This window comes from Sphingomonas asaccharolytica NBRC 15499, assembly GCF_001598355.1.
In the GTDB taxonomy this organism is placed as follows: Bacteria; Pseudomonadota; Alphaproteobacteria; order Sphingomonadales; family Sphingomonadaceae; genus Sphingomonas; species Sphingomonas asaccharolytica.
In genome coordinates this window covers 1-21545 of record NZ_BCYU01000074.1, presented here as the reverse complement: position 1 = coordinate 21545, position 21545 = coordinate 1, and the positions used below count along the sequence as shown (strand labels likewise).

General features: G+C 64.7%; 20 protein-coding genes and 2 pseudogenes. 11 read left to right on the top strand and 11 right to left on the bottom strand.

Features of this window, described 5'->3' with window-relative positions:
• The coding region (locus SAS01S_RS17290) for a putative bifunctional diguanylate cyclase/phosphodiesterase (RefSeq protein ID WP_066811516.1) at nt 1-1774 on the top strand (1774 nt) is incomplete at its 5' end.
• A 23-nt stretch (nt 1775-1797) separates the two neighbouring features.
• On the opposite strand, the gene SAS01S_RS17285 is transcribed toward SAS01S_RS17290, so the two are convergent.
• The 3 genes from SAS01S_RS17285 to SAS01S_RS17275 form a co-directional block, all read right to left on the bottom strand.
• The gene (locus tag SAS01S_RS17285) at nt 1798-2271 is read right to left on the bottom strand and encodes a GAF domain-containing protein (protein ID WP_169804979.1); all 474 of its coding nucleotides are present in this window, start codon (nt 2269-2271) and stop codon (nt 1798-1800) included.
• A 193-nt stretch (nt 2272-2464) separates the two neighbouring features.
• A complete protein-coding gene (mfd, locus tag SAS01S_RS17280; protein ID WP_066811512.1) occupies nt 2465-5920 on the bottom strand; it encodes a transcription-repair coupling factor in 3456 nt (1151 codons plus the stop codon).
• Nucleotides 5921-6036: 116 nt separating this feature from the next.
• On the bottom strand, nt 6037-6303 hold the full coding sequence (locus SAS01S_RS17275; RefSeq protein WP_066811510.1) for an FAD assembly factor SdhE: 267 nt from the start codon (nt 6301-6303) through the stop codon (nt 6037-6039).
• 72 nt (nt 6304-6375) lie between these two features.
• Here SAS01S_RS17275 and recG point away from each other — a divergent pair, with 72 nt between their 5' ends.
• Together recG and SAS01S_RS17265 are read left to right on the top strand one after the other, a co-directional pair.
• Nucleotides 6376-8427 (top strand): ATP-dependent DNA helicase RecG, encoded by a 2052-nt coding sequence (recG, locus tag SAS01S_RS17270; protein ID WP_066811508.1) that lies wholly within the window; start codon nt 6376-6378, stop codon nt 8425-8427.
• Nucleotides 8428-8444: 17 nt separating this feature from the next.
• Entirely contained in the window at nt 8445-8882 is a 438-nt protein-coding gene (locus tag SAS01S_RS17265) for a DMT family transporter (RefSeq protein WP_066811506.1), read from the top strand.
• Here SAS01S_RS17265 and SAS01S_RS17260 read toward each other — a convergent pair.
• The 6 genes and pseudogenes from SAS01S_RS17260 to SAS01S_RS23365 all read right to left on the bottom strand — a co-directional run.
• A complete protein-coding gene (locus tag SAS01S_RS17260; protein WP_066811503.1) occupies nt 8879-9196 on the bottom strand; it encodes a PilZ domain-containing protein in 318 nt (105 codons plus the stop codon). The genes SAS01S_RS17265 and SAS01S_RS17260 overlap by 4 nt on opposite strands.
• Nucleotides 9197-9282: 86 nt before the next feature.
• Nucleotides 9283-10509, bottom strand: coding sequence for a tyrosine--tRNA ligase (gene tyrS / locus SAS01S_RS17255; RefSeq protein ID WP_066811497.1), 1227 nt, complete (start codon nt 10507-10509; stop codon nt 9283-9285).
• 25 nt (nt 10510-10534) lie between these two features.
• The gene (locus SAS01S_RS17250; protein WP_245656967.1) at nt 10535-11494 is read right to left on the bottom strand and encodes a M23 family metallopeptidase; all 960 of its coding nucleotides are present in this window, start codon (nt 11492-11494) and stop codon (nt 10535-10537) included.
• A 113-nt stretch (nt 11495-11607) separates the two neighbouring features.
• The gene (surE, locus tag SAS01S_RS17245) at nt 11608-12372 is read right to left on the bottom strand and encodes a 5'/3'-nucleotidase SurE (RefSeq protein WP_066811491.1); all 765 of its coding nucleotides are present in this window, start codon (nt 12370-12372) and stop codon (nt 11608-11610) included.
• Nucleotides 12369-13049 (bottom strand): annotated as a pseudogene (gene serS / locus SAS01S_RS23370) (serine--tRNA ligase); the annotation flags it as partial. The pseudogene serS and the gene surE, both read right to left, overlap by 4 nt.
• A 72-nt stretch (nt 13050-13121) precedes the next feature.
• Nucleotides 13122-13784: pseudogene (locus SAS01S_RS23365) on the bottom strand (serine--tRNA ligase); the annotation flags it as partial.
• Nucleotides 13785-13872: 88 nt separating this feature from the next.
• Here SAS01S_RS23365 and SAS01S_RS17235 point away from each other — a divergent pair.
• From SAS01S_RS17235 to SAS01S_RS17220, 5 genes are all read left to right on the top strand, one after another.
• Nucleotides 13873-14313 carry a host attachment family protein gene (locus tag SAS01S_RS17235; RefSeq protein ID WP_066811487.1) on the top strand — a complete coding sequence of 147 codons (441 nt, stop codon included), beginning with the start codon at nt 13873-13875 and terminating at the stop codon, nt 14311-14313.
• A 36-nt stretch (nt 14314-14349) separates the two neighbouring features.
• Entirely contained in the window at nt 14350-14526 is a 177-nt protein-coding gene (locus tag SAS01S_RS22630; protein WP_157082877.1) for a hypothetical protein, read from the top strand.
• A gap of 60 nt (nt 14527-14586) precedes the next feature.
• Nucleotides 14587-15114 carry a hypothetical protein gene (locus SAS01S_RS22285; protein ID WP_174544985.1) on the top strand — a complete coding sequence of 176 codons (528 nt, stop codon included), beginning with the start codon at nt 14587-14589 and terminating at the stop codon, nt 15112-15114.
• Nucleotides 15115-15648: 534 nt separating this feature from the next.
• Nucleotides 15649-16107, top strand: coding sequence for an RNA polymerase-binding protein DksA (gene dksA / locus SAS01S_RS17225; RefSeq protein WP_066583685.1), 459 nt, complete (start codon nt 15649-15651; stop codon nt 16105-16107).
• A gap of 108 nt (nt 16108-16215) precedes the next feature.
• Complete coding sequence (locus tag SAS01S_RS17220) at nt 16216-16590, top strand: PilZ domain-containing protein (protein ID WP_066811483.1); 375 nt, start codon at nt 16216-16218, stop codon at nt 16588-16590.
• Between the two features lie 46 nt (nt 16591-16636).
• On the opposite strand, the gene SAS01S_RS22280 is transcribed toward SAS01S_RS17220, so the two are convergent.
• Complete coding sequence (locus SAS01S_RS22280; RefSeq protein WP_084239146.1) at nt 16637-16792, bottom strand: YdcH family protein; 156 nt, start codon at nt 16790-16792, stop codon at nt 16637-16639.
• Between the two features lie 144 nt (nt 16793-16936).
• Between SAS01S_RS22280 and SAS01S_RS17215 the strand changes: the two genes are divergently transcribed.
• Entirely contained in the window at nt 16937-17134 is a 198-nt protein-coding gene (locus tag SAS01S_RS17215) for a YdcH family protein (protein ID WP_066811480.1), read from the top strand.
• A gap of 84 nt (nt 17135-17218) precedes the next feature.
• Nucleotides 17219-17680 (top strand): DUF1465 family protein, encoded by a 462-nt coding sequence (locus SAS01S_RS17210; protein WP_066811520.1) that lies wholly within the window; start codon nt 17219-17221, stop codon nt 17678-17680.
• A gap of 27 nt (nt 17681-17707) precedes the next feature.
• Here SAS01S_RS17210 and SAS01S_RS17205 read toward each other — a convergent pair whose 3' ends face one another.
• Complete coding sequence (locus SAS01S_RS17205; protein ID WP_066811518.1) at nt 17708-18661, bottom strand: NAD(P)H-dependent flavin oxidoreductase; 954 nt, start codon at nt 18659-18661, stop codon at nt 17708-17710.
• A gap of 162 nt (nt 18662-18823) precedes the next feature.
• Between SAS01S_RS17205 and SAS01S_RS17200 the strand changes: the two genes are divergently transcribed.
• Complete coding sequence (locus SAS01S_RS17200; RefSeq protein ID WP_066811477.1) at nt 18824-21412, top strand: M1 family metallopeptidase; 2589 nt, start codon at nt 18824-18826, stop codon at nt 21410-21412.
• The last annotated feature ends 133 nt before the right edge of the window (nt 21413-21545 follow it).

The window sequence follows — 21545 nt, the reverse complement described above, 5'->3', positions numbered from 1 at the left end:
GCTGGCCGCCGCCAAGGCGTTCGGTGAGGCGGCGCGGGCTCGCGGCGGTGCCTTGCTCGTACTGGTGTCGCGCGATGATGTCGGGGCGCTGGGCGATTTCCATGCCGCTGGGGCGACGCATTTTCTGGCCAGCCCGTTCACCGAGCTCGAATTCGCCCAGGCGTTGCGGTTCGCCTGGCGCCTCGTCGAACGGATCGCCGGCGATTGGGATCGCGGCCGCGCGGTCGACCTGCTCGGCTGGCGCTATAATCGCCGTACGCGCCGCGTGCGCTTGACGCCCGCTTTGGGCAAGCGGCTCGATTTGGGCGAAGAAGTCTCGCTCGGTACAGCGCTTCGCGCGCTGCTGCCCGAAGATCGCGCGGCAGCGGCAGCGGCGGTCCGTCGTGTCGGCCATGGCGGAGCGACCGCGTTCGCGCACGATCACCCAGGGGTCGGGCGGCTGGTCCATCATGTCCAGGCGACGACGGGCGATCCCTGGGTCCACGGATTGATCGAGGAACTCGGCACCGCGCCCAACGCGGCGGCGGAAACCGAAGAGGCGATCGAAGGCACGTTCGACGCCGGCGCGGCCCGCGCATGGCTCGATCGCCGGCTGCAACGCGGCGAACGCGCGAGCGCGATCCTGATCGCGCTCAGCCGCTTCGATCTGGTCAATAGCGGTTATGGCCGCCCGGCCGGCGATGCGCTGATCCGGGCAGCGGTCAAACGGATCGCCGGTGTCGCCCGCACGACCCTCGGCAAGCGCCAGATCGTCGCGCGGCAAAAGGGCCCCGAATTCCTGGTCGGGCTCGAGGAAGCGGCGGACGCGGAAGCGCTGGCCGAGGCGCTGGCCGAGGCATTGGCGCGGCCCTTCGCGATCGACGGCACGTTGGTGGCTGTCGGCGCGCGGCTGGGGGTAGCTGCGGCGCACGCGGACGAAACGGTCGATGCGCTGTTGCGGCGCGCCAATGACGCGCTGGACGATGCCCGCGCGTCCGACGGCGCGACGATCCGCATCGCCGACGAACCGGCGATCGCTGAGGCTTTGTCCGTCGATCTGCGCCGGGCGATCGAAAGCAATGAGATCGCGGTGCTGTTCCAGCCGCAGGTGGCGATCGCGACAGGGAAGATCGTCGGCGCGGAAGCGCTCGCGCGATGGGAGCATCCGCGCTTCGGCGCGATCGGTGCCGATCAATTGTTCGCCGCCGCCGATCGCGCCGATTTGGGTCTCGCTTTGTCCGACCATATCCAGCGGTTGGCACTCAGCCGGGCGGCGGCCTGGCCCGAAATGCTGTCGGGTCAGCGGCTGTCGATCAACCTGACCGCCGCCGATATCGCGCGGCCCGGCTTTGCCGATATCTTGCTCGACCGTATCGATGCCTCCGGGTTCGCGCGGTCGCGCCTGACCGTCGAGATCACCGAAAGCGGATTGATCGACGACCTTGGCGTCGCGTCGTCGTTGCTCACCGGGCTGAGACAGGCGGGGTGCCGGGTAGCGATCGACGATTTCGGCACCGGCTATTCGAGCCTCGCCTATCTCAAGGCACTGCCGCTCGATTATCTCAAGATCGATCGCAAGCTGGCGCAGGACATCGGCGGATCGCCGCGCGACCGCATCGTCGTGCGCGGGGTGATTGAAATGGCGCTGTCGCTGGGACTGTCGGTGATCGCCGAGGGCGTCGAGACTGCCGAACAACTCGACCTGCTCGCCAAGGAAGGGTGCCAATATTATCAAGGCTTTCTGTGTGCGGAGCCCCTAACCAGTGCGGCGCTTGCCGATCTAGTCGCGGCGTAAGCGGAGTCGGAAGCTGCCGGCCCTCAGGATGCCCTCTTCATCCGCTGATCGACGATCCGCTCGAACTGCGCGCTGGCGCCCTTGGCCAGCATGTCGAGCAATACCAACGCGTCCTCGTCGATCGGGCGGCCGCTGCGCCAATAGGCGCCGATCGCCGCGACTGGCTTGCCGACACCGATCGGTGCCATCGCCAGGCCAACGAAGTAGATCGAAAGATAGGCGTCGAGCGGTACGCGGAGATCGACGCGGATGTCGGGAATGACGATCGTCCGGCGCTGCGTCATCGCCATGCCCGAGATGCACGAATCGATCGGAAAGCGCCGCCCGGCCCATAAAGGCGCGATCGAATCCTCTCCGACATAATGGACCTGATCGCGCTCGCGCATCGCCACTGTCACCCCGTCGCTGCCCAGGATGGCGCGCGCGCGCGACCGTAATATCTCCAGTATCTCGGCGAGCGACTGGGCTTTCGTCAGTGCCTCGGTCGCGGCGGTCATGAGCCGCAAGCGTTTGAAACGGACCGTCTTCTCCATCGCTCCTACCCCACGCGCGAATCCTGGCGTTACGCTCAGGGAGTAAAGATTAATTCTTTTTGGACCAATTTCTTGTCAGGTCAATCGATCGCGCAAATGCACGCCGATCCGCATCGCGTTGGCGACGATGCTCAGCGTGGGATTTAGAGCGATGGGCTTATCCCGCTGCCTTCGCCAGTCCCTTCGACAATTGCAGCGCGCCATTGAGCCGCGCCTGCGGATCGCCCCATTCGCGCGCGATCACCAGCTTGCTGTCTGGGCGCAACTTGGCCACGCCATTGAGCCGCGCGACATAGGCGAGCAGTCCGTCGACATTGGGCGGTTTGTCGTCGTGGAAGCTGACGAGCGCGCCCTTGGCGCCGACATCGATCTTGGCGACGCAGGCCTTCTTCGCGTTGAGCTTGATCTCGATAAGCTTGATCAAATTCGCGGTTGGCTCGGGCAGGGGGCCGAAACGGTCGATCATCTCCGCGGCGAACGCTTCGATCCCGTTCTGATCGTCGAGCTCGTTGAGGCGGCGATAGAGACCCATGCGCAGATCGAGATCGGGGACATACTCCTCGGGAATCATGATCGCCGCATCGACGGTGATCTGCGGACTGAAGTCGCGCGGGCGCTGCGCCAGGCCGCCGGCGCGGGCGTCCATGATCGCTTCCTCGAGCATCGACTGGTAGAGTTCGTAGCCGACCTCGCGGATATGCCCCGATTGCTCGTCGCCGAGCAGATTGCCCGCGCCGCGAATGTCGAGATCGTGGCTGGCGAGCTGGAACCCGGCACCCAAGGTATCGAGATCGGACAGCACCTTGAGGCGCTTGTCGGCAGTTTCGGTTACGATGCGGTTGGCCGGCGTCGTCAGATAGGCATAAGCCCGCGTCTTCGCGCGTCCGACGCGGCCGCGTAGCTGATAAAGCTGGGCGAGGCCGAAGCGGTCGGCGCGATGGACGATCATCGTATTGGCGCTGGGAATGTCGAGCCCGCTCTCGACGATCGTGGTCGAGACCAAAACCTCGAACTTCTTGTCGTAGAAGGCGGACATCCGCTCCTCGACCTCGCCAGCGGCCATCTGGCCGTGCGCGACGACATAACGGACTTCGGGCACGTGCTGGCGCAGGAATTCCTCGATCTCGGGCACATCCTTGACCCGCGGCGTGACGAAGAAGCTCTGACCGCCGCGATAATGTTCGCGCAGCAACGCCTCGCGCAGCACCACCGGATCCCAGGGCATGACATAGGTGCGCACCGCCAGGCGATCGACCGGCGGGGTCTGGATCACCGACAATTCGCGCAGTCCCGACATCGCCATTTGCAGCGTGCGCGGGATCGGCGTGGCGGTCAGCGTCAGGACGTGGACGTCGGTCTTGAGCGCCTTGAGCCGTTCCTTATGGGTGACGCCGAACCGTTGTTCCTCGTCGACCACGACGAGCCCCAGCCGCTTGAATTCCACTCCCTTGGCGAGGATGGTGTGGGTGCCGATCACGACGTCGACCGTGCCGTCGGCCAACCCTTCCTTGACCGCCTTCCCCTCGGCCGTGCCGACCAGGCGCGACAGCCGGCCGACCTTGATCGGAAAGCCTTCGAAACGCGCGACGAAATTGTTGTAATGCTGGCGGGCGAGCAGGGTGGTTGGACAGACCACAGCGACCTGCATCCCGCCCATCGCCGCGACGAACGCGGCGCGCAATGCCACCTCGGTTTTGCCGAAGCCGACATCGCCGACGATCAGCCGGTCCATCGGCTTGCCCGAGCCGAGATCGTCGAGCGATTCGGCGATCGCGCGGTCCTGGTCGTCGGTTTCCTGATAGGGGAAGCGGTCGACGAATGCGGGATAACCCGACGAATCGGGTTGAGCGACATCGGCGTGGCGGAGCGCGCGCAAGGCGGCGGTCGCGATCAACTCTCCAGCAATTTCGCGGATACGCTCCTTCATCCGCGATTTGCGCCGCTGCCACGCCTCGCCGCCCAGGCGATCGAGCGTGCCGCCTTCGTCGCCGCCATAGCGGCTCAGGACTTCGAGATTCTCGACCGGAACGTACAGTTTGTCGCCGCCGGCATAGGTCAGCGCGACGCAATCGTGCGGCGCCTTCTGCACCGGAATCTGGGTCAGACCCTCGTACCGACCGATGCCGTGATCGGTATGGACGACGAGGTCGCCTGGCGTGAGCGTCGCCAATTCTGCAAGAAAGGCGTCGGCCGATTTCTTGCGGCGGTTGCGGCGCACCAGCCGGTCGCCGAGCATGTCCTGCTCGGTGAGCAAGGCGATGTCGGGCGCGGTGAAACCGTGATCGAGCGGCAGGATCGTGAGCGCGACACCGCGATCCGCGACGCCTTGCGCTTCCTGCCAGGAGTCGACCAGCGTCAGACCGGTCAGCCCGTGATCCTTGAGCAATCCGGCCAGACGCTCTCGCGACCCGGCGGAATAGCTGGCCAGGATCGGTTTCTTGCCGTCTTTCCGTAGCTTGTCGAGATGCTCTACGACCGCTTCGTAAATATTGATGCCACTCGCTCGTTCGGGCGCAAAGTCGCGTGGGCCGTCGACCTCGAAGTCCAGTACCGTATCACTGGGCGGCTCGTGAAATGGCGTGGCGAGATGCGCCTTGGCCTGATCGAGCCGCGTCGCCCATTCGTCCGGAAGCAGGTAAAGCGCGTTGGGTGCGAGTGGGCGATAGCTGCCGGGATCGCTCGATTGCGCCTTCAGGCGGTTGGCGTGATAGTCCGACACGGCCTCGAACCGCTGTTCGACCGCTGCGGTGACGCCCGATTCGCGGATCACCAGCGCGTCGTCGCCGAGATGATCGAACAACGTCTCCAGCCGTTCCTCGAACATCGGCAGCCAATGTTCCATGCCGGCCAGGCGGCGGCCGTCGCTGATCGCCTGATAGAGCGGATCGCCCGTCGCGGTCGCGCCGAACTTCTCGCGGTAGCGGGTGCGGAAGCGCTTGACCGATTCCTCGTCGAGCAAGGCCTCGGATGCCGGCAGCAAGGTGAAGCCGTCGACGCGACCGGTGGTGCGCTGGTCGGCGGCATCGAAGGTGCGGACGCTCTCGATCTCGTCGCCGAAGAAATCGAGCCGCAACGCCTGGTCCTCGCCGCTCGGGAACAGGTCGACCAATCCGCCGCGCACCGCGAACTCGCCCTGGTCGTGGACGGTGTCGGTGCGGACATAGCCGTTGGCCGACAGCAACACGGCCAATTTGTCGCGGCCGATCCGCTCGCCCGGGGCGAGGCGCGCGACGAGCTGGCGGATGCGGAATGGAGTCAGCGTGCGCTGGGTCGCGGCATTGGCGGTGGTGACGACGAGTTGCGGTTTCTTCGGCGCCTGTTGCAGGCGGTGGAGCGCGGCCAGCCGCTCGGCCATGACGCGCAGGGTCGGGCTGGCGCGGTCATAAGGCAGGCAGTCCCAAGCGGGATAGGTGACGATCTCGATCTCAGGGGCGAAATACCCCGCGGTTGCCGCCACCGCGCGCATCTCCGCCTCGTCGGGCGCGATCAGCACGACGCGGCCCGGTGCCTGGGCGCGGGCGAGGTCGGCGAGCAATACGGGCAAGAACCCCGCCGGGACGCCGGCGAGGGTAAGGGGGGCTTTCGCGGAGAGGATCTTGCGCGGGTCGGTCATTGGTTTCCTATCGCCCTCTCCCCTTTGAGGAGAGGGTTGGGAGAGGGGTAGTGCGGCAAGGGGTGTCGTCTGTGGCTGCCCCTCTCCCCGACCCTCTCCCCGGAGGGGGGAGGGAGTTATTTGGCAATCGGTACGAAATTCAGCTGCTTCATCGCCTCGATCATCGGCCCTTGCCACTGCACCGGCACATCCTGCGTCCCGATCGCCCAGGCCATGATGTCGACGTCCTGTTCTTCCAGGAAGGTTTCGAACCAGTCGATCTCGGCATCGTTCCACGTCGCGCCATGTGCGTCGAAGAATCCGCCGATCATCAGATCGGCTTCCTTGGTGCCGCGGTGCCAGGCGCGGAAGCGCAGGCGCTTGAGGCGGATCTCGCGGTCCATGGGTCTCCAACGGCAATTGGCCGGCAGCGCGTTGACGCGCAGTCGGCTGGGGTTAGGAAGAGCGAGATAGCTATGCGCCCCGATATCCTCAACCCGCTCTTTGCCGAAGTGACCGCGCTCAGGGGCGTGGGGCCGGCGCTCGCCAAGCCGCTCGATCGGCTAGGGCTGCATCGCGTCGTCGATGTCGCGTTTCATTTGCCGACCGGGTTCATCGACCGCGTGCCGCGCGACGAACTCGACATGGCCGATGCCGGCCGGACGATCGCGATCACCGTGACGCCGGTCGACTATCGCATCAGCAGCAGTCCGCGCGGGCCGACGCGCGTCCATGCCACCGACGCCAAGGGGAATTATGTCAGCCTGATCTATTTCGGCGGCTCGACTGGCTGGGTGAAGAAGCTGCTGCCGCTCGGCGAGGCCAAGCGCATTTCGGGCAAGCTCGAAATGTACGGTCAGGAATTGCAGATCGTCCATCCCGATCTCGCCGAGCCCGATGAGGGTTTTCGCGAGCGCGAGGCGATCTATCCGCTGTCCGAAGGGCTGACCTCGCGCCGGCTGGGGCAGATGGCGCATCAGGCGATCGAGCGTGCGCCCGATCTGACGGAATGGATCGAGCCGGGGGTCAAGGCGCAGCACCAATGGCCCGACTGGCGCGATGCCTTAGCGCGCGCACATGCCGATCCCGCCGATCAGAAAGCGCGCGAACGCCTCGCCTATGACGAATTGTTCGCCAACCAGCTCGCTTTCATGCTGGTGCGCCAATCGTCCCGCGCGCGGCGTGGACGTGCGCTCAACGGCGACGGGCGGCTGCGCGATATGCTCAACCTGCCTTACGCGCCGACCAATGCGCAGGCGCGGACGATCCGCGAGATCGAGGGCGACCTTGCGCAATCGGCACCGATGCTGCGGCTGCTCCAGGGCGATGTCGGGTCGGGCAAGACCTTGGTAGCGACCATGGCGCTGCTGACGGCAGTCGAGGCGGGCGCGCAAGGGGCATTCCTGGCGCCGACCGAGATACTGGCGCGGCAGCATTACGATACGCTGCAACGCATGCTCGCCGGGCTGCCGGTCAATGTCGCGGTGCTGACCGGACGCGACAAGGGCAGGGTGCGCGAATCAACGTTGATGGGGTTGGCGGATGGCTCGATCCACATCCTGGTCGGGACGCATGCGATCTTCCAGGAAGCAGTTGCCTATCGCGACCTCGGCCTGGTCGTGGTCGACGAACAGCATCGCTTCGGCGTGGCGCAGCGCCTGCTGCTGCAGGACAAGGGCGCCGCACCGCATTTGTTGGCGATGACCGCGACGCCGATCCCGCGCACGCTGACCCTGGCGCAATATGGTGAGATGGACGTCAGTCGGCTGGATGAGATGCCGCCGGGCCGCCAGCCGATCGAGACGCGAGTGATGTCGGAAGACCGGCTGGGCGAGATCGTCGAGGCGCTGGGACGACACGTCGACGGCAACGGTCAAGCCTATTGGGTGTGTCCCTTGGTCGAGGAAAGCGAGAAATCGGATCTCGCCGCGGCCGAGGCGCGGGCAGGGTCGCTCCAGGCCCGGTTCGGCGATCGCGTCGGACTGATCCACGGCCGAATGAAGCCCGCCGAGAAGGACGCGGTGATGGCGCGCTTCGCCAGCGGCGATCTCAGCGTGCTGGTGGCGACGACGGTGATCGAGGTCGGGGTCGACGTGCCCAATGCGACGTTGATCGTGATCGAACATGCCGACCGATTCGGTCTCGCCCAGCTTCATCAGTTGCGCGGACGTGTGGGGCGCGGGACGGGGCGCTCGATCTGCTTGCTGATCCGCGGCAATGGCTTGAGCGAAACCGCGCGCGCGCGGCTGGCGCTGATGCGCGAGACCAATGACGGCTTCCGCATCGCCGAGGAGGATCTGAGATTGCGCGGCGCGGGCGAGATGCTCGGCACGCGGCAATCGGGCGAGCAAGGCTATCGTCTGGCAACGCCCGAGCATTTCGCCTCGCTCCAGCAGACCGCGCATGACGATGCGCGGCTGATGATCGATCGCGACGGCGGGCTCGACGGGCCGCGTGGCCAGGCGTCGCGGACAGCACTCTATCTGTTCGAGCGTGATGCCGGGGTGCAATTGCTCCGTTCGGGCTGACGCGGTACCGCGGCACTATGCCGATCGTCGCCGTTATCTTCGTCTTGCTCGCCGGTGTCGGCCTCGCCGTTCAGGCTCCTACCAATGCCGCGCTGGCCAAGACGTCAGGGTCGGTACTGCTCTCATCGCTTGTTTCGTTCATCGTCGGGTCGGCGGTGCTGGCGCTGGCTTGGGCGGCAACCGACCGGACATCACCGGCCGGGTTGCGAGGTGCGCCGACCTGGGCCTGGGCTGGCGGCCTCTATGGCGCCTGCTTCGTCGCCGCGATGGCGTATGCGGCGCCACGGCTCGGATTGGCGACGACGTTGACGGTTGCGATCGCCAGTCAGCTCGCGATGGCGCTGGTGCTCGACCATTTCGGATTGCTGGGGCTCAAAGTCACGCCGGTATCGCTGGGCCGAATCGCCGGTGTGGCGTGCGTGCTCGTCGGGATTGTGCTGGTTCGGCGCGGTTAGCGAACGTTCTTGAGCAACGCCGCGAGGAGTTCGTAATATTCGGCCATGCCGATCGGCCGGTCGAGCTCGCAGCCGATCCGCCCGCCAAGCGACCAGCGCACTTCGGCGACGATTACTCCGACCACGGGAAGGGTGATGTGCAGCCGTTCGCCGATCGGTCGGTCGGTATCGACTCGCGCCATTAGTCCCTGGGCCGACATGTTGACGACCAGCACCGATACCGGCCGGGCATCGCCGCCGAACGCGCGCGCGCGGTAATGAACCTCATCCCGCGGAGCATCGCGTTGATCGCTATAGGCCAGTGCCGCGCCCATCGAGTCCTTTCCCGTTCGCTACAATGAGTAACGACCAGCGCATGAAAAGCTTGAAAAGGAACGTGTTTAACGACCGTTAGCCATATTCACGCCGGTGTGAGCAAGCCGTGATGCTTCTTGCCCGCCGACACGCGCACCGGATTTCCCGCCATCACGATGGTGAACGCCTCATCGGCCACCTTCTCGCCGTCGACTCGCGCGCCGCCACCGGCGATCAATCGCCGCGCTTCGCCCTTGGATGTGCAGAAGCCGAGCCCGATCAGCGCATCGACAATCCCGGTCGAGCCGGACACCGCAAAGGTCGGCAGATCGGCACCGGCCGACCCTTCCTCGAACGTCTTGCGCGCTGTCTCCGCCGCCGCTTGCGCCGCCTCGGCTCCGCGGCACATCGCGGTCGCGGCGTTGGCGAGGACGATCTTGGCCTGGTTGATCTCAGCGCCTTCGAGCTTTTCGAGTTGTTCGATCTCGTCGAGCGGCAAGTCAGTGAACAACCGCAGTCTTTTGCCGACATCGCGATCGTCGGTGTTCCGCCAGAATTGCCAGTAATCGTAATGCGCCAGCTGGTCCTCGTGCAGCCATACGGCGCCCGACACGGTCTTGCCCATCTTCGATCCGTCGGCGTTGGTGATCAGCGGCGTGGTGACCGCGAACACCTCCGTCCCGTCGGCGCGCCGGGCGAGATCGACGCCGTTGACGATATTGCCCCATTGGTCCGATCCGCCCATCTGCAGCCGGCAGCCCAGGCGCCGCGACAGTTCGAGGAAATCGTAGCCCTGCAGGATCATGTAGTTGAATTCGAGGAACGACAGCGACTGCTCGCGGTCGAGCCGCAGCTTGACCGAATCGAAACTGAGCATCCGGTTGACCGAGAAATATTGCCCGATGTCGCGGAGGAACGGCAGATATTCGAGCTTGTCGAGCCAATCGGCATTGTTGACCAGCACCGCGTCGGTCGGGCCGTCGCCGAACGTCAGGAAGCGTTCGAAGATTCGGCGGATCGAGGCGATGTTCGAGGCGATCGTCTCCTCGGCGAGCAGCTTGCGCGCTTCATCCTTGAAGCTCGGATCACCGACCTTGCTGGTCCCACCGCCCATCAGCACGATCGGCTTGTGTCCGGCCTGTTGCAGGCGGCGCAGCAGCATGATCGACACCAGATTGCCGACGTGCAGCGAGGGCGCGGTCGCGTCGAAGCCGATATAGCCCGGCACGACCTGCTTCGCCGCCAACGCGTCGAGTCCGGTCGCGTCGGTCATCTGATGGACATAGCCGCGCTCGTCGAGCAGGCGGAGCAGGTCGGATCGGTAATCGGTCATGATGGCGGCGCGGGTAGCATCGCGACTAGCGACTCGGCAACTTCGACAAGGGATCGATCGGCGTACGGCCTTGCCTGAGCTCGAAATGCACTTCCGGCCGGTCGGCGAAGCCGGTGTCCCCCGACAGCGCGATCGTCTGCCCGCGCTTTACCGCCTGGCCGCGAGTCACGATGACGCGGCTGGCATGCCCATAGACGCTGGTCCAGCCATTGCCGTGGCGGACCATGACCAATCCGCCCAGACCGGCGATGCTGTCGGTGGTGTAGATCACTACGCCATCGGCCGCGGCCCTGATCGGCGTTCCCAGCGGCACCGCGATCTTGATGCCGTCGTTTCGTTCTCCGCTCGCGCCGCCGCCGAACCGCTTGACGACCTTGCCGCTCGCCACCGGCCAGAGGAACGGGCCGCTGAGCGGGGAGGGCGCCCCGACCGCGGCGGTAGGGGGCAGGGCCCTGGTGACCGAGGCGGCTGGACGAACCGGTCTGACATTGTCGGGAATGGCGGGCTCGCCACCGCCGGTGGCGATATCGCCAAGGTCGATCTTGAACGCTGCCGCGCGCTCGGCGAGCGTCTGGGGCGGCCGAGTGCCGCCGGGGATCAGGATACGACGGCCCGACCGCAGCACATAGGGCTCGACCAGATTATTGGCGGCAACGATGTCGGCCCAGCGGACGACATAAGCCCGCGCGATCGCGATTCCCGATTCGCCCGGCCGGACCAGATGGTAGCGGCCGCCGGGAATGCGCAATAGCTGTCCGGCGCGGATGGTGAAGGGCGAGTCGAGGCCATTGGCCTTGGCGATGATCTCCGAGCCGGCCCCGGTCTTGTCAGCGACGCCGCGCAACGTGTCGCCTGGCCGCACGATATAGCTCGACTCGCCGATCGTCCTGGCGTCGGGTGTTACCGGGCGCGCTTCCCAGGCGGGCGGCGCCGAGGGCGGGGCGGGAGCCTCGTCCTGCGGTGGCGGCGGGTCGTAATCAGCCATGGGCGGCGGGCCCGCGTCCGACGGTCGCGCATAATCGGTCTGCGGAATGCATCCCGAAAGTCCGAATATCAAGAAGACAAGTGTGATCATTCGCATCGCGGGCCCCCCCTGCGTCATCGATACGCTTTCTCCAGCATAGCCAATGAATCGCGATGCGTCAGGTCCATCTGCAATGGCGTGACGGTGACGTAGCCCATTTCGATCGCTTCCAGATCGGTGTCGGCGGCCGGCGTGTGCTCGACGCGGCCCAGACCCATCCAATAATAAGCGAAGCCGCGCGGGTCGGTGCGCTCGATCACCTTGACCCGACCATAGTCGCGCAACCCCTGATGGGCGACGCGCACGCCCTTGACCTCATCGGGCGGGATTGGCGGAAAGTTGACGTTGACGACGATGCGCGGATCGACCGGCGCAGCAATCAACGGCGCCAGCACGCGCTCGCCCCAGGCTTCGGCGGTATCGAAGGTGACGTCGTGGCCGGGCGCTTCGGCACCGTAGCGCTGGCTGATCGCGATCGACCGGATGCCGGCAAGCGCGCCTTCCATCGCCGCACCGATCGTGCCAGAATAAAAGACGTCCTCGCCCAGATTGGCCCCGCGATTGACTCCCGACAGGATCAGATCGGGCCTGGCGTCGCGCATCACATTGGCCAGCGCGAACATCACCGCATCGGTCGGTGTACCGCCGACAGCGTAACGTCTGTCGTCGAAACGCTTGACGCGCAGAGGCTCCGTCAGCGTCAGCGAGCGGCCCTTGCCGGATTGCTCCTCGGCCGGCGCGACGATGGTGATATCGTCGGAAAAGCGTCGCGCCAGACGTTCAAGCACCGCCAGGCCGGGTGCGTAATAGCCGTCGTCATTGGTGAGGAGGATCCTCACGCCTTGGGCTCAAGCCGGTTCAACCCACCGAGATACGGTTGTAGCGCGTCGGGGATCGCCACCGCGCCGTCTTCCTGCTGATAATTTTCCAGGATCGCGACCATCATCCGCCCGACGACCAGCCCCGAGCCGTTGAGCGTGTGGACGAACGCCGGCTTGCCGTCCTCGCCCCGGAAGCGGGCGTTCATCCGCCGCGCCTGGAAATCGGTGCAGGTCGAGCAGCTCGAAATCTCGCGATAGCGGCCCTGGCCCGGCAGCCAGACTTCGAGGTCGTAGGTGCGCGCGGCCGAGAAACCCATGTCGCCGGTGCACAATTTCATCCGGCGGAAGGGCAGGCCAAGCCGGGTCAGCACGTCCTCGGCCGCCGCGGTCATCCGCTCGTGTTCGGCTTCCGACTGATCGGGCGGCACGATCGAGACCATTTCGGCCTTCTCGAATTGATGCTGGCGGATGAACCCGCGCGTGTCGCGTCCGGCAGCACCCGCTTCGGAACGGAAGCAGGGCGTCAAGGCCGTGAAACGCAGCGGCAGTTCGTCGGCAGCGAGAATCTTTTCGCGCACGATGTTGGTCAACGACACTTCGGAGGTCGGAATTAGCCAGCGACGCGTATTTGGGTTGGGCAGGCTATGCCAAACGTCTTTCTCTAATAGCGAAATGGCGCCCTTAGGATCGATCGATTGCTTGGCTAGCCATTCGTCATACGCCTTGCGTTTGAACTCGTAGTATTCAAACGGATCGAGCGCGATGTCTGTTACGAAAAGATCGTCCTCGAATTTCGGTAGTTGACCGGTGCCGAACATCACTTCGTCTCGGACCATCAACGGCGGTACGACTTCCTCGTAGCCGTGATGTTTGGTGAGGATATCGAGCCCGAACTGGCCGAGCGCGCGATTGAGCCTTGCCGCGGCGCCGCGCACCAAAGTGAAGCGCGCGCCGGCGAGGGCCACGCCGGTTTCGAAGTCCAGCCCAAGCGCCGGACCGATCGCATCGTGCTCGCGAATATCGAACGCGAAAACGGGCTTGGTGCCGCGCTCGTGTATCAACTGGTTATCGTCTTCGTCCGCGCCCGCGGGCACGTCGTCGAGCGGCAGGTTGGGAATCGCGGCGAGCGCCTCGTTCAGCGCGGTTTCCGCGCTGCGCTCCTCATCCTCTAGCTCGGGCAGGCGCGTCTTGAGCGTCGCGACCTCGGCCATCAGCCTGCTCGCGGTCGCTTCGTCCTTGGCCGCCTTGGCCGCGCCGATCGCCTTCGATGCCTCATTGCGGCGGGTCTGGCCGGCCTGCAATTCGGTGATCACCGCGCGGCGTTTCTCGTCGAGCGCGAGCAGGTCCGACGCCATCGGCGACAGGCCGCGACGGGCCAGTCCAGCATCGAAAGCTTCGGGATTGTCGCGGATCAGGCGGATGTCATGCATAGCGGCGAGGCTATGGCGGGGCGGGACGGGGCGCGCAACCCGGCGCGGTGCTGCGGCGTTCACCCTGCAACCCTGAGGAGAGAATGCCATGCAGCTTCGTCACAACACCCTCGTCGTCGTCGCCGACGGCCGCAAGGCGCTATTCCTGCGCAATGAGGGCGATGGCGTGCACCCAAATCTGGTGGTCGAACATGCCGAGGATCGGATCAATCCGGCCGATCGCGACCAGAAAACCGACGCGCCGGGCAGCACTGCCAACTCGTTCGGATCGGCGCGCAGTTCGATGCAGGAAGTCGATTTCCACCAGCAGGAAGAGGATCGTTTCGCTGCCGATGTCGGAGCGATGCTCAAGGAACGCGCGCTCGCCAACGAATTCGAATCGCTGATCATCGCCGCACCGCCGCACACGCTGGGCGAGCTGCGCAAACATTATCATGTCGAGGTCGCCAACAGATTGGCCGGCGAAGTCCCGAAGAACCTCACCGGCCATCCTATTCCCGAAATCGAGAAAGCGCTGTCCGCCGCTTAGGCGGCGACGGTATCGGCTTTCTTCTTCGCCAAGCGCTTGCGCACGACCATCGCGGTCGCGGCACCGCCGAACAGCAGGATCATCGGCGGCGCGGGCACTGGTGCAGGCGTGCCGCCGGTCGAGCCAGTCGAGGAGCCGTGGCCGCTGGAGCTCCAGCCGCCGTTCGACGACCAGCCGCCGTTCGAGCTCCAGCCCTTGGACGAGGAGCCGTAGCTCGACGACGAGGTCGACGAGGAGCCTGACGTCGAGGAAGAACCTGAGCTGGCCGACGAGTTGGACGAGCTCGATCCGTTCGAGGACGACGACGTCGAGGACGACGAACCGTTCGACGAACTTGAGGTCGACGACGAGACGTCACCCGACGACGAGGTCGACGACGACACGTCGCCCGAAGACGACGAGGACACGTTACCGCTGGACGACGACGAGACATTGCCCGACGAAGAGGACGAGGTGCTTCCCGACGAGAACCCGCCCGTCGAGGTCGACGACGACCCGCCCGAGCTGGACGAGGTCGATGAGATCGCGATCCCGCCGCTGCCACCGCCGCCGCCGCCAAAGCCGCCGGCGAAGAACCCGCCACCGCCGCCGCCCCAGCCGCCGCCACCACTGCCGCCGACGATCGGCACGCCGCCGCTCGATCCGGTGAAGGCAGGCGGCATCGGCAACGGAGCGCCACCGGCAACCGTCACGATTGCGGGCGGGCAGGTCGTCGTCGTCGTCACCACCTTGCGAACGCGCGATCTGGCGACGCTCGCCACTCGGGCCTTCACCACATGCCGCTTGTACGTCTTGGCATAAACGGGTCGAGCCTTGGCCGCGCCATCGGTCACCTTGACCGCACCGCCGCCTATAATGGCGCCCCCGCATGCGCAGGCGCATAGTTTAGCCATCGCCATCCGGACAGACATCGCGTCTACTCTCTCTCTAACCGTCGCTGACCCCACAGAGACGGTGGTGATTCTCGCAGTTACTTCGCTGCTAGTGCGATAGTGCGAAACAAAGAATTAAGCGCAATTCCATTAACCAATTATAGTCGCCCGATTTGATCTTTATATCGATCGATGTGGGTGCGGTTATGGTTAACGTGTCATTGTGATACGACGTAGGTTAACTTCGTTACTCGATCCGGGGTCTCGATCTATGACCAGGGGATGAAGGCGAGGTTCACGCCGTCGACATCAACCCCACATTATCGTGCCTGGAACGCGACGGGCTTTTTGTTTGTCGCCAATCGCTTGTGGAGCCGCTTCTGCGCCGCTATAGGCCCGCTCGTCATTAGGGGTCCGACAGGCGCACGGGAACAGTGTTCCAAGGGCCAAACGGAGAGTGGGGATGGCAACGGCTTTGAATCGCATGGATGATTCCAGTTTCAGCGTACCGGCCAATGATGGCGACGGCTATCGGCCGAGCCCTGACGAGCCGTTCATGAATCCCCGCCAGCAGGAATATTTCCGCGACAAGCTGCTGCGCTGGAAGGAAGCGATCCTCAAGGAAGCGGAAGTGACCCTGTCGCAGCTCCAGGTCGAGCCGCTGCGCGAGGCGGATCTGACCGATCGCGCATCTAGCGAGACCGACTGGTCGATCGAACTGCGTACGCGCGATCGCCAGCGCAAGCTGATCTCCAAGATCGATGCAGCGCTGCGCCGGCTCGATGAAGGCGAATACGGCTATTGCGAAGTCACCGGCGAACCGATCTCGCTCGGCCGACTCGAAGCACGGCCGATCGCGACGATGACCGTCGAGGCGCAGGAGCGCCATGAGCGCAACGAGAAGGTATCGCGCGAAGATTGATCCGATCCGTTTTGGATCGGATTTTTTCTAATGCCTGCGGTTTAACGCTTTCGACAGTCTTTCGACCTATGCGTTCGCGTGCGGCATGGACGCGTTTTTGGCAGGCATATGGACCACATTTCGCACGATCCCCTAACCGACGGCAGCGCCGACGACGCTACGGCACAGCGTAACGACGCGCGCGACAGTCTGTTGCTCGTGGCGCGGTTTCGCATCGAGGGTTCGACCGAGATCACGCAGGTGCGCGTCCGCAACCTCTCGTCCGGCGGGCTGATGGCCGATGTGCCCAAGCCGATCGATATCGGCACGATGGTCGAGGTAGAAGTGCGCGGCATCGGCTGGGTAAATGGCCGTATCGCCTGGGTCGCGGCTGGCCGCGCCGGCGTGGCGTTCGATCACCCGATCGATCCACAGGCCGCGCGTAAACCGGTCGTAGCCAGTTCAAATCCGGTCAAGGACAAGCCGATCAAGCCGCTATTCTGACGGGGACGCCCGGGCGCGTCGCACCCGGGCCCCGTTGCACGCGGGATCAGATCGCCGCGATTGCTTCCTTCACACGCAGTTTCTGCTTCTTGAGATTCGCGAGGATGCGGGTGTCGGGCGCAGGGCGCTGGCTTTCGGCAGTGATCTGCCGGTCCAGCACGTTATGCTTCGCCTCAAGAGCTGAAAGGTGCGAGTTCTGCATGGGAGCGACCTCCTTCATCAAGGTGGGTGGACCAATAGAACACGAGTCGCGCGATTTGTCGCCATCGATTTCACTTTCGATTCGACGCGGCGCATCGTTTTGGCGACAGATCGGTCTTCGAGGGCCCAAGGGACGCGAAGAGCGATGGACGAAGCGCAGATCCACAAACGGCTCGACGCCCTCAGGACCGAGCATCGCGACCTCGACTCGGCGATCGAGGCGTTGCGGGTATTGGGGTCGAGCGACCAGCTCCAGATTGCCCGACTGAAGAAGCGCAAGCTGTTGCTGAAGGACGAGGTTACCGCGCTCGAGAACCAATTGATTCCCGACATCATCGCCTGATCGACTCTGGTCCTGATCGAATTTGGGACGCGGTGATCGTTTCGCCGCTTGCGGGAAGCGTCGTTTGTGGCAATCGTGTTGCGCATGACAGGTGAAGTCACCGAACTGCGCATCCACCGCAAAATGATCGACACACTCTACGTCGAGGCGATGGTGCTGGCGGACGAGGCGCGCGGCTATTTCGACCAGGGTGCGCGCGTCGAGCGCGATGCGCTGGATCCGCTCGGTCGCGTCACCTTCTCGTGCGAATCGCTCAAGGTGACGACTCGGCTGATGCACGTCATTGCCTGGCTGCTAACCCAGCGCGCGGTCGATTCGGGGGAATTGTCGCCGCGCGACGCGCTCGATCCCGCGCGGCGCCTGGGCGATGCGCCGATCACCGACCGCGACGTGATCGAGCAAATGCCGGTTGATGCGCGCGGGTTGATCAACGCCAGCATCGATCTCCATCGTCGGGTCGCGCGCCTGGACGGTGCGCAGATCGACTCGTTGCCCGTGGACAGCCCGGTGCAGTGGATGCAGGCCCGCCTGGCGATGGCGTTTTAGAAGATCGCCCGTCGCACTAGGTGAGCGTCACAGCGCGGCAATGCGTGCCTTCGCTGCCCTATACTCAGCTTCCAGTCGATCGACGCGAGCCGCGACCGACTCGACCTTGTCGATCACGCCAATGCCCTGGCCGGATCCCCAGATATCCTTCCAAGCCTTCGCTTCGCGATTGCCGCCAAAGTTCATCGTACTGAGATCGCCTTCGGGCAGTTGGTCGGGATCCATCCCTGCCGCGACGATCGAGGCGCGCAGGTAATTGCCGTGCACGCCAGTGAACAGGTTGGAATAGACGATGTCTGCTGCCTTGCTCTCGACGATGCCCTGTTTGTAGGCGTCGACCGCATTGGCCTCGTCGGTCGCTATGAACGGTGAGCCGATATAGGCGAGATCCGCGCCCATCGCCTGGGCGGCAAGCACCGCGCCGCCGGTCGCGATCGCGCCCGAGAGGATCAGCGGTCCATCGAACCATTGCCGGATTTCCTGGGTGATGGCGAAAGGCGACAACCGGCCGGCATGTCCGCCAGCGCCGGCCGCGACCGCGATCAACCCGTCCGCGCCCTTTTCGATCGCCTTGCGCGCGAAGCGGTCGTCGATGATGTCGTGGAGCGTGATCCCGCCCCAATTGTGCACCGCTTGGTTGAGTTCCTCGCGCGCGCCGAGCGAGGTGATGGTGATCGGCACTTGCCACTTTTCGCAGATGGCGAGGTCGCCCATCAGCCGGTCATTCGATTTATGGACGATCTGATTGACCGCGAAGGGGGCGGCAGGGCGGTCGGGATTGTCGCGGTTCCACACCGCAAGTTCCTCGGTGATCCGATGCAGCCATTCGTCGAGCAGCGTCTGCGGCCGTGCGTTCAACGCCGGGAACGACCCGACGATACCCGCTTTGCATTGCGCGATCACCAGTTCGGGACCGGAGATGATGAACAGCGGCGACCCGATCACGGGCAGGCGCAGGCGATCGAATATCGGCGTCCTCATACCGGTTTCATAGCGCAACCGAAACCACAGTCCAGCAGTGCCGATGACTATTCAAAGTGACGGTACGGAATGCGCGGACGGTGCGGGTCGGTCCATTTGCCATTCATCCTAAAACCGTTATGGCGCGGCAACACACCATATCACCAGGGTCCAAAAAATCGCATGAAGATCACCGTCGCGGCCGCGCTGCTGCTCGCCACCGTTTCCACGCCGGCGTTCGCCGCGGCCCGACTGCCGACCGACGTCGTGCCGGTGTCCTACGATATCACGATCGATCCCGACGCGCAGAAGATGACGTTCACCGGGAGCGAGACGATCAATGTCACGGTCAACAAGGCGACCAGCGCGATCATCCTCAATGCCGCCGACATGACGATCAGCCGCGCCACGATCGACGGCAAGGCGATAGCGTTCAAGCTCGACAACGATGCGCAGCAATTAACCCTGACGCTGCCGGCGCCGGCCAGGCTCGGCAACCATGTCATCACCTTCGCCTGGACGGGCAAGATCAACGAATCGGCGGCCGGTTTCTTCGCGATCGATTACACCAATGACGACGGGTCGAAGGCCCGGATGCTGGCGACGCAGTTCGAGGCACCCGACGCACGCCGTTTCGCGCCGATGTGGGACGAGCCGAGCTTCAAGGCGAAGTTCAAGCTGTCGGCGATAGCGCCCAAGGGGCAGCTCGCCTTCTCCAACATGCCCGCCACCATGACCAACCGTCCTGACGGCACCCAGCTCTACAGTTTCCAGCAGAGCCCGGTCATGTCGAGCTATCTGCTGTTCCTCGGCATGGGGGACATGGAGCGCAAGACGGTAATGGCCGGCAAGACCGAGATCGGCGTCATCACGCGCAAGGGCGTGAAGGACCAGGGCGATTACGCGCTTGCCTCGGCCAAGCGGCTTCTGACCTATTATAACGACTATTTCGGCCAGCCTTATCCGCTGCCCAAGCTCGACATGATTGCCGGTCCGGGCACCAGCCAGTTCTTCGGCGCGATGGAAAATTGGGGCGCGATCTTCTATTTCGAGCCGGAATTGCTGTTCGACGAAAAGCGCGCGACCGAGAGCGACAGGCAGCGCATCTTCGTCGTCGTCGCGCACGAAATGGCGCACCAATGGTTCGGCGACCTCGTCACGATGAACTGGTGGGACGATCTGTGGCTCAACGAGGGCTTCGCCTCGTGGATGGAGAACAAGGCGTCCTACGATCTCAATCCTGGCTGGTTCGCGCGCGAAAGCGCGGTCAGCGAGGATCGCGAGGGCGCGCTGGCGATCGACGCCACCTCGGCGACGCATCCGATCATCCGCCATGTCGAGACGGTCGACCAGATCGGCGAGGCGTTCGACAACATCACGTATCAAAAGGGCCAGGCGGTCATCACGATGATCGAGTCGACGCTGGGTCCCGACAAGTTCCGCGACGGCATCCGTCGCTACATGGCGAAATACAAATACGGCAACACGCAGACCGACATGCTGTGGGCCGAGCTCGAAGCGGCGTCCCGGGTCAAGATCTCCGACAGCGCGCACGATTTCACGCTGCAGGGCGGCGTACCGCTCATCACCCTGACCGATGGAAAGTGCGTCAACGGCCAGACCGTCGCGTCGCTGGCGCAGAGCCGGTTCGGGCTCGATGAGGCGTCCAAAGTGCCGCAGACTTGGCGCGTGCCGCTACGCGTCGGGACGGTCGGCGGGAACCCCGTCAGCGTCATCACGACGGGCGCCAAAACCGACATCACCGTTCCCGGTTGCGGCCCGGTCGTTCTCAATGTCGGCAAGGGCAGCTATCTTCGCGCACGCTATTCCGGCGAGGCGCATGCCGCGATCGTCGCCAATTATGCGAAGCTTGCGGTCGCCGACCGCCTCGGTACGCTCGGCGACGATTTCGCGCTGGCGCGGTCGGGCGATCAGGATTTCGCCGGCTGGGCAGCAACCTTCGCGGCGGTTCCCGACGATGCGAACCCGCTCGAATGGTCGCTGGTCTCCGGGGAACTCGGCTCGTTGTCGGGGCTGTATGCCGACACGCCGCTCCAGCAGCAGGTCAAGGCACTGACGATCAAGCGGCTCGGATCGGAGCTGGCGCGGATCGGCTATGAGCAGAAAGCAGGCGAATCGCCGCTCGTCACAAATCTGCGTGAGGACCTGGTCGGCCGGCTCGGCGCAGCGGGCGATCCCGAAGTGCTGACTCGTGCGCGCGCCTGGGTGGCGAAGCTCAAGACCGACAGCGCGGCGATCCCGCCCGCGATCCGCGGGCCGATGCTCGGTACTTTCGCGGCCAACGCGACGCCAGCCGAATGGGAAGACCTGCTGGCGCTGTTCAAGGCAGAGACCAACCCGGTGGTGAAGAACGAATATGTCCGCCTGCTCGGCCAGGCCAAGGATCCGGTGCTTGCGCAAAAGGCACTCGATCTGGTCAAGACCGATGTGCTGACCGCACAGCAAAAGCCGACCATCTTGCGCGCGGTGGCAGGCGGTCATCCCGACTTGGCGTTCGATTACGCGGTGGCCAATGCTGATTTGGTCAACGGCGTGCTGGAGGCGAGCACGCGGGCCGGATTCATTGTGAGCTTGGGCGCCGGGTCGAACGATCCGGCGATGCCGGGCAAGATCAATACTTATGCCGAGAAGAACCTGCCCGTCGGCTCGCGCGGCGGCGTCAAGCGAGCGCTGGCGACGATCGCGGTGCGAAAGGCGGTAGCGGATCGGCTGCGGGCTGGTGTGACGGCTTGGGTGGCGAAAGGAAGCTGAGGACAGTCGAGGCATCGCCGCCAAGGCGCAAAAGGCCGACTAACGCCAAGTTCGTCGTCCCGGGCTTGTCCCGGGGTCCGCCGGGCGGCAGGCCTAACGGCAGAGGCTCGACGGTATTACCTGTGGCACGGCA

Excerpts from the sequence above, each read along its gene's own strand:
- SAS01S_RS17285 (WP_169804979.1), bottom strand. The coding sequence starts at position 2,271 with ATGACCGCCGCGACCGAGGCACTGACGAAAGCCCAGTCGCTCGCCGAG.
- mfd (WP_066811512.1), bottom strand. The coding sequence starts at position 5,920 with ATGACCGACCCGCGCAAGATCCTCTCCGCGAAAGCCCCCCTTACCCTC.
- SAS01S_RS17275 (WP_066811510.1), bottom strand. The coding sequence starts at position 6,303 with ATGGACCGCGAGATCCGCCTCAAGCGCCTGCGCTTCCGCGCCTGGCAC.
- recG (WP_066811508.1), top strand. The coding sequence starts at position 6,376 with ATGCGCCCCGATATCCTCAACCCGCTCTTTGCCGAAGTGACCGCGCTC.
- SAS01S_RS17265 (WP_066811506.1), top strand. The coding sequence starts at position 8,445 with ATGCCGATCGTCGCCGTTATCTTCGTCTTGCTCGCCGGTGTCGGCCTC.
- SAS01S_RS17260 (WP_066811503.1), bottom strand. The coding sequence starts at position 9,196 with ATGGGCGCGGCACTGGCCTATAGCGATCAACGCGATGCTCCGCGGGAT.
- tyrS (WP_066811497.1), bottom strand. The coding sequence starts at position 10,509 with ATGACCGATTACCGATCCGACCTGCTCCGCCTGCTCGACGAGCGCGGC.
- SAS01S_RS17250 (WP_245656967.1), bottom strand. The coding sequence starts at position 11,494 with ATGGCTGATTACGACCCGCCGCCACCGCAGGACGAGGCTCCCGCCCCG.
- SAS01S_RS17235 (WP_066811487.1), top strand. The coding sequence starts at position 13,873 with ATGCAGCTTCGTCACAACACCCTCGTCGTCGTCGCCGACGGCCGCAAG.
- dksA (WP_066583685.1), top strand. The coding sequence starts at position 15,649 with ATGGCAACGGCTTTGAATCGCATGGATGATTCCAGTTTCAGCGTACCG.
- SAS01S_RS17220 (WP_066811483.1), top strand. The coding sequence starts at position 16,216 with ATGGACCACATTTCGCACGATCCCCTAACCGACGGCAGCGCCGACGAC.
- SAS01S_RS22280 (WP_084239146.1), bottom strand. The coding sequence starts at position 16,792 with ATGCAGAACTCGCACCTTTCAGCTCTTGAGGCGAAGCATAACGTGCTG.
- SAS01S_RS17215 (WP_066811480.1), top strand. The coding sequence starts at position 16,937 with ATGGACGAAGCGCAGATCCACAAACGGCTCGACGCCCTCAGGACCGAG.
- SAS01S_RS17210 (WP_066811520.1), top strand. The coding sequence starts at position 17,219 with ATGACAGGTGAAGTCACCGAACTGCGCATCCACCGCAAAATGATCGAC.
- SAS01S_RS17205 (WP_066811518.1), bottom strand. The coding sequence starts at position 18,661 with ATGAGGACGCCGATATTCGATCGCCTGCGCCTGCCCGTGATCGGGTCG.
- SAS01S_RS17200 (WP_066811477.1), top strand. The coding sequence starts at position 18,824 with ATGAAGATCACCGTCGCGGCCGCGCTGCTGCTCGCCACCGTTTCCACG.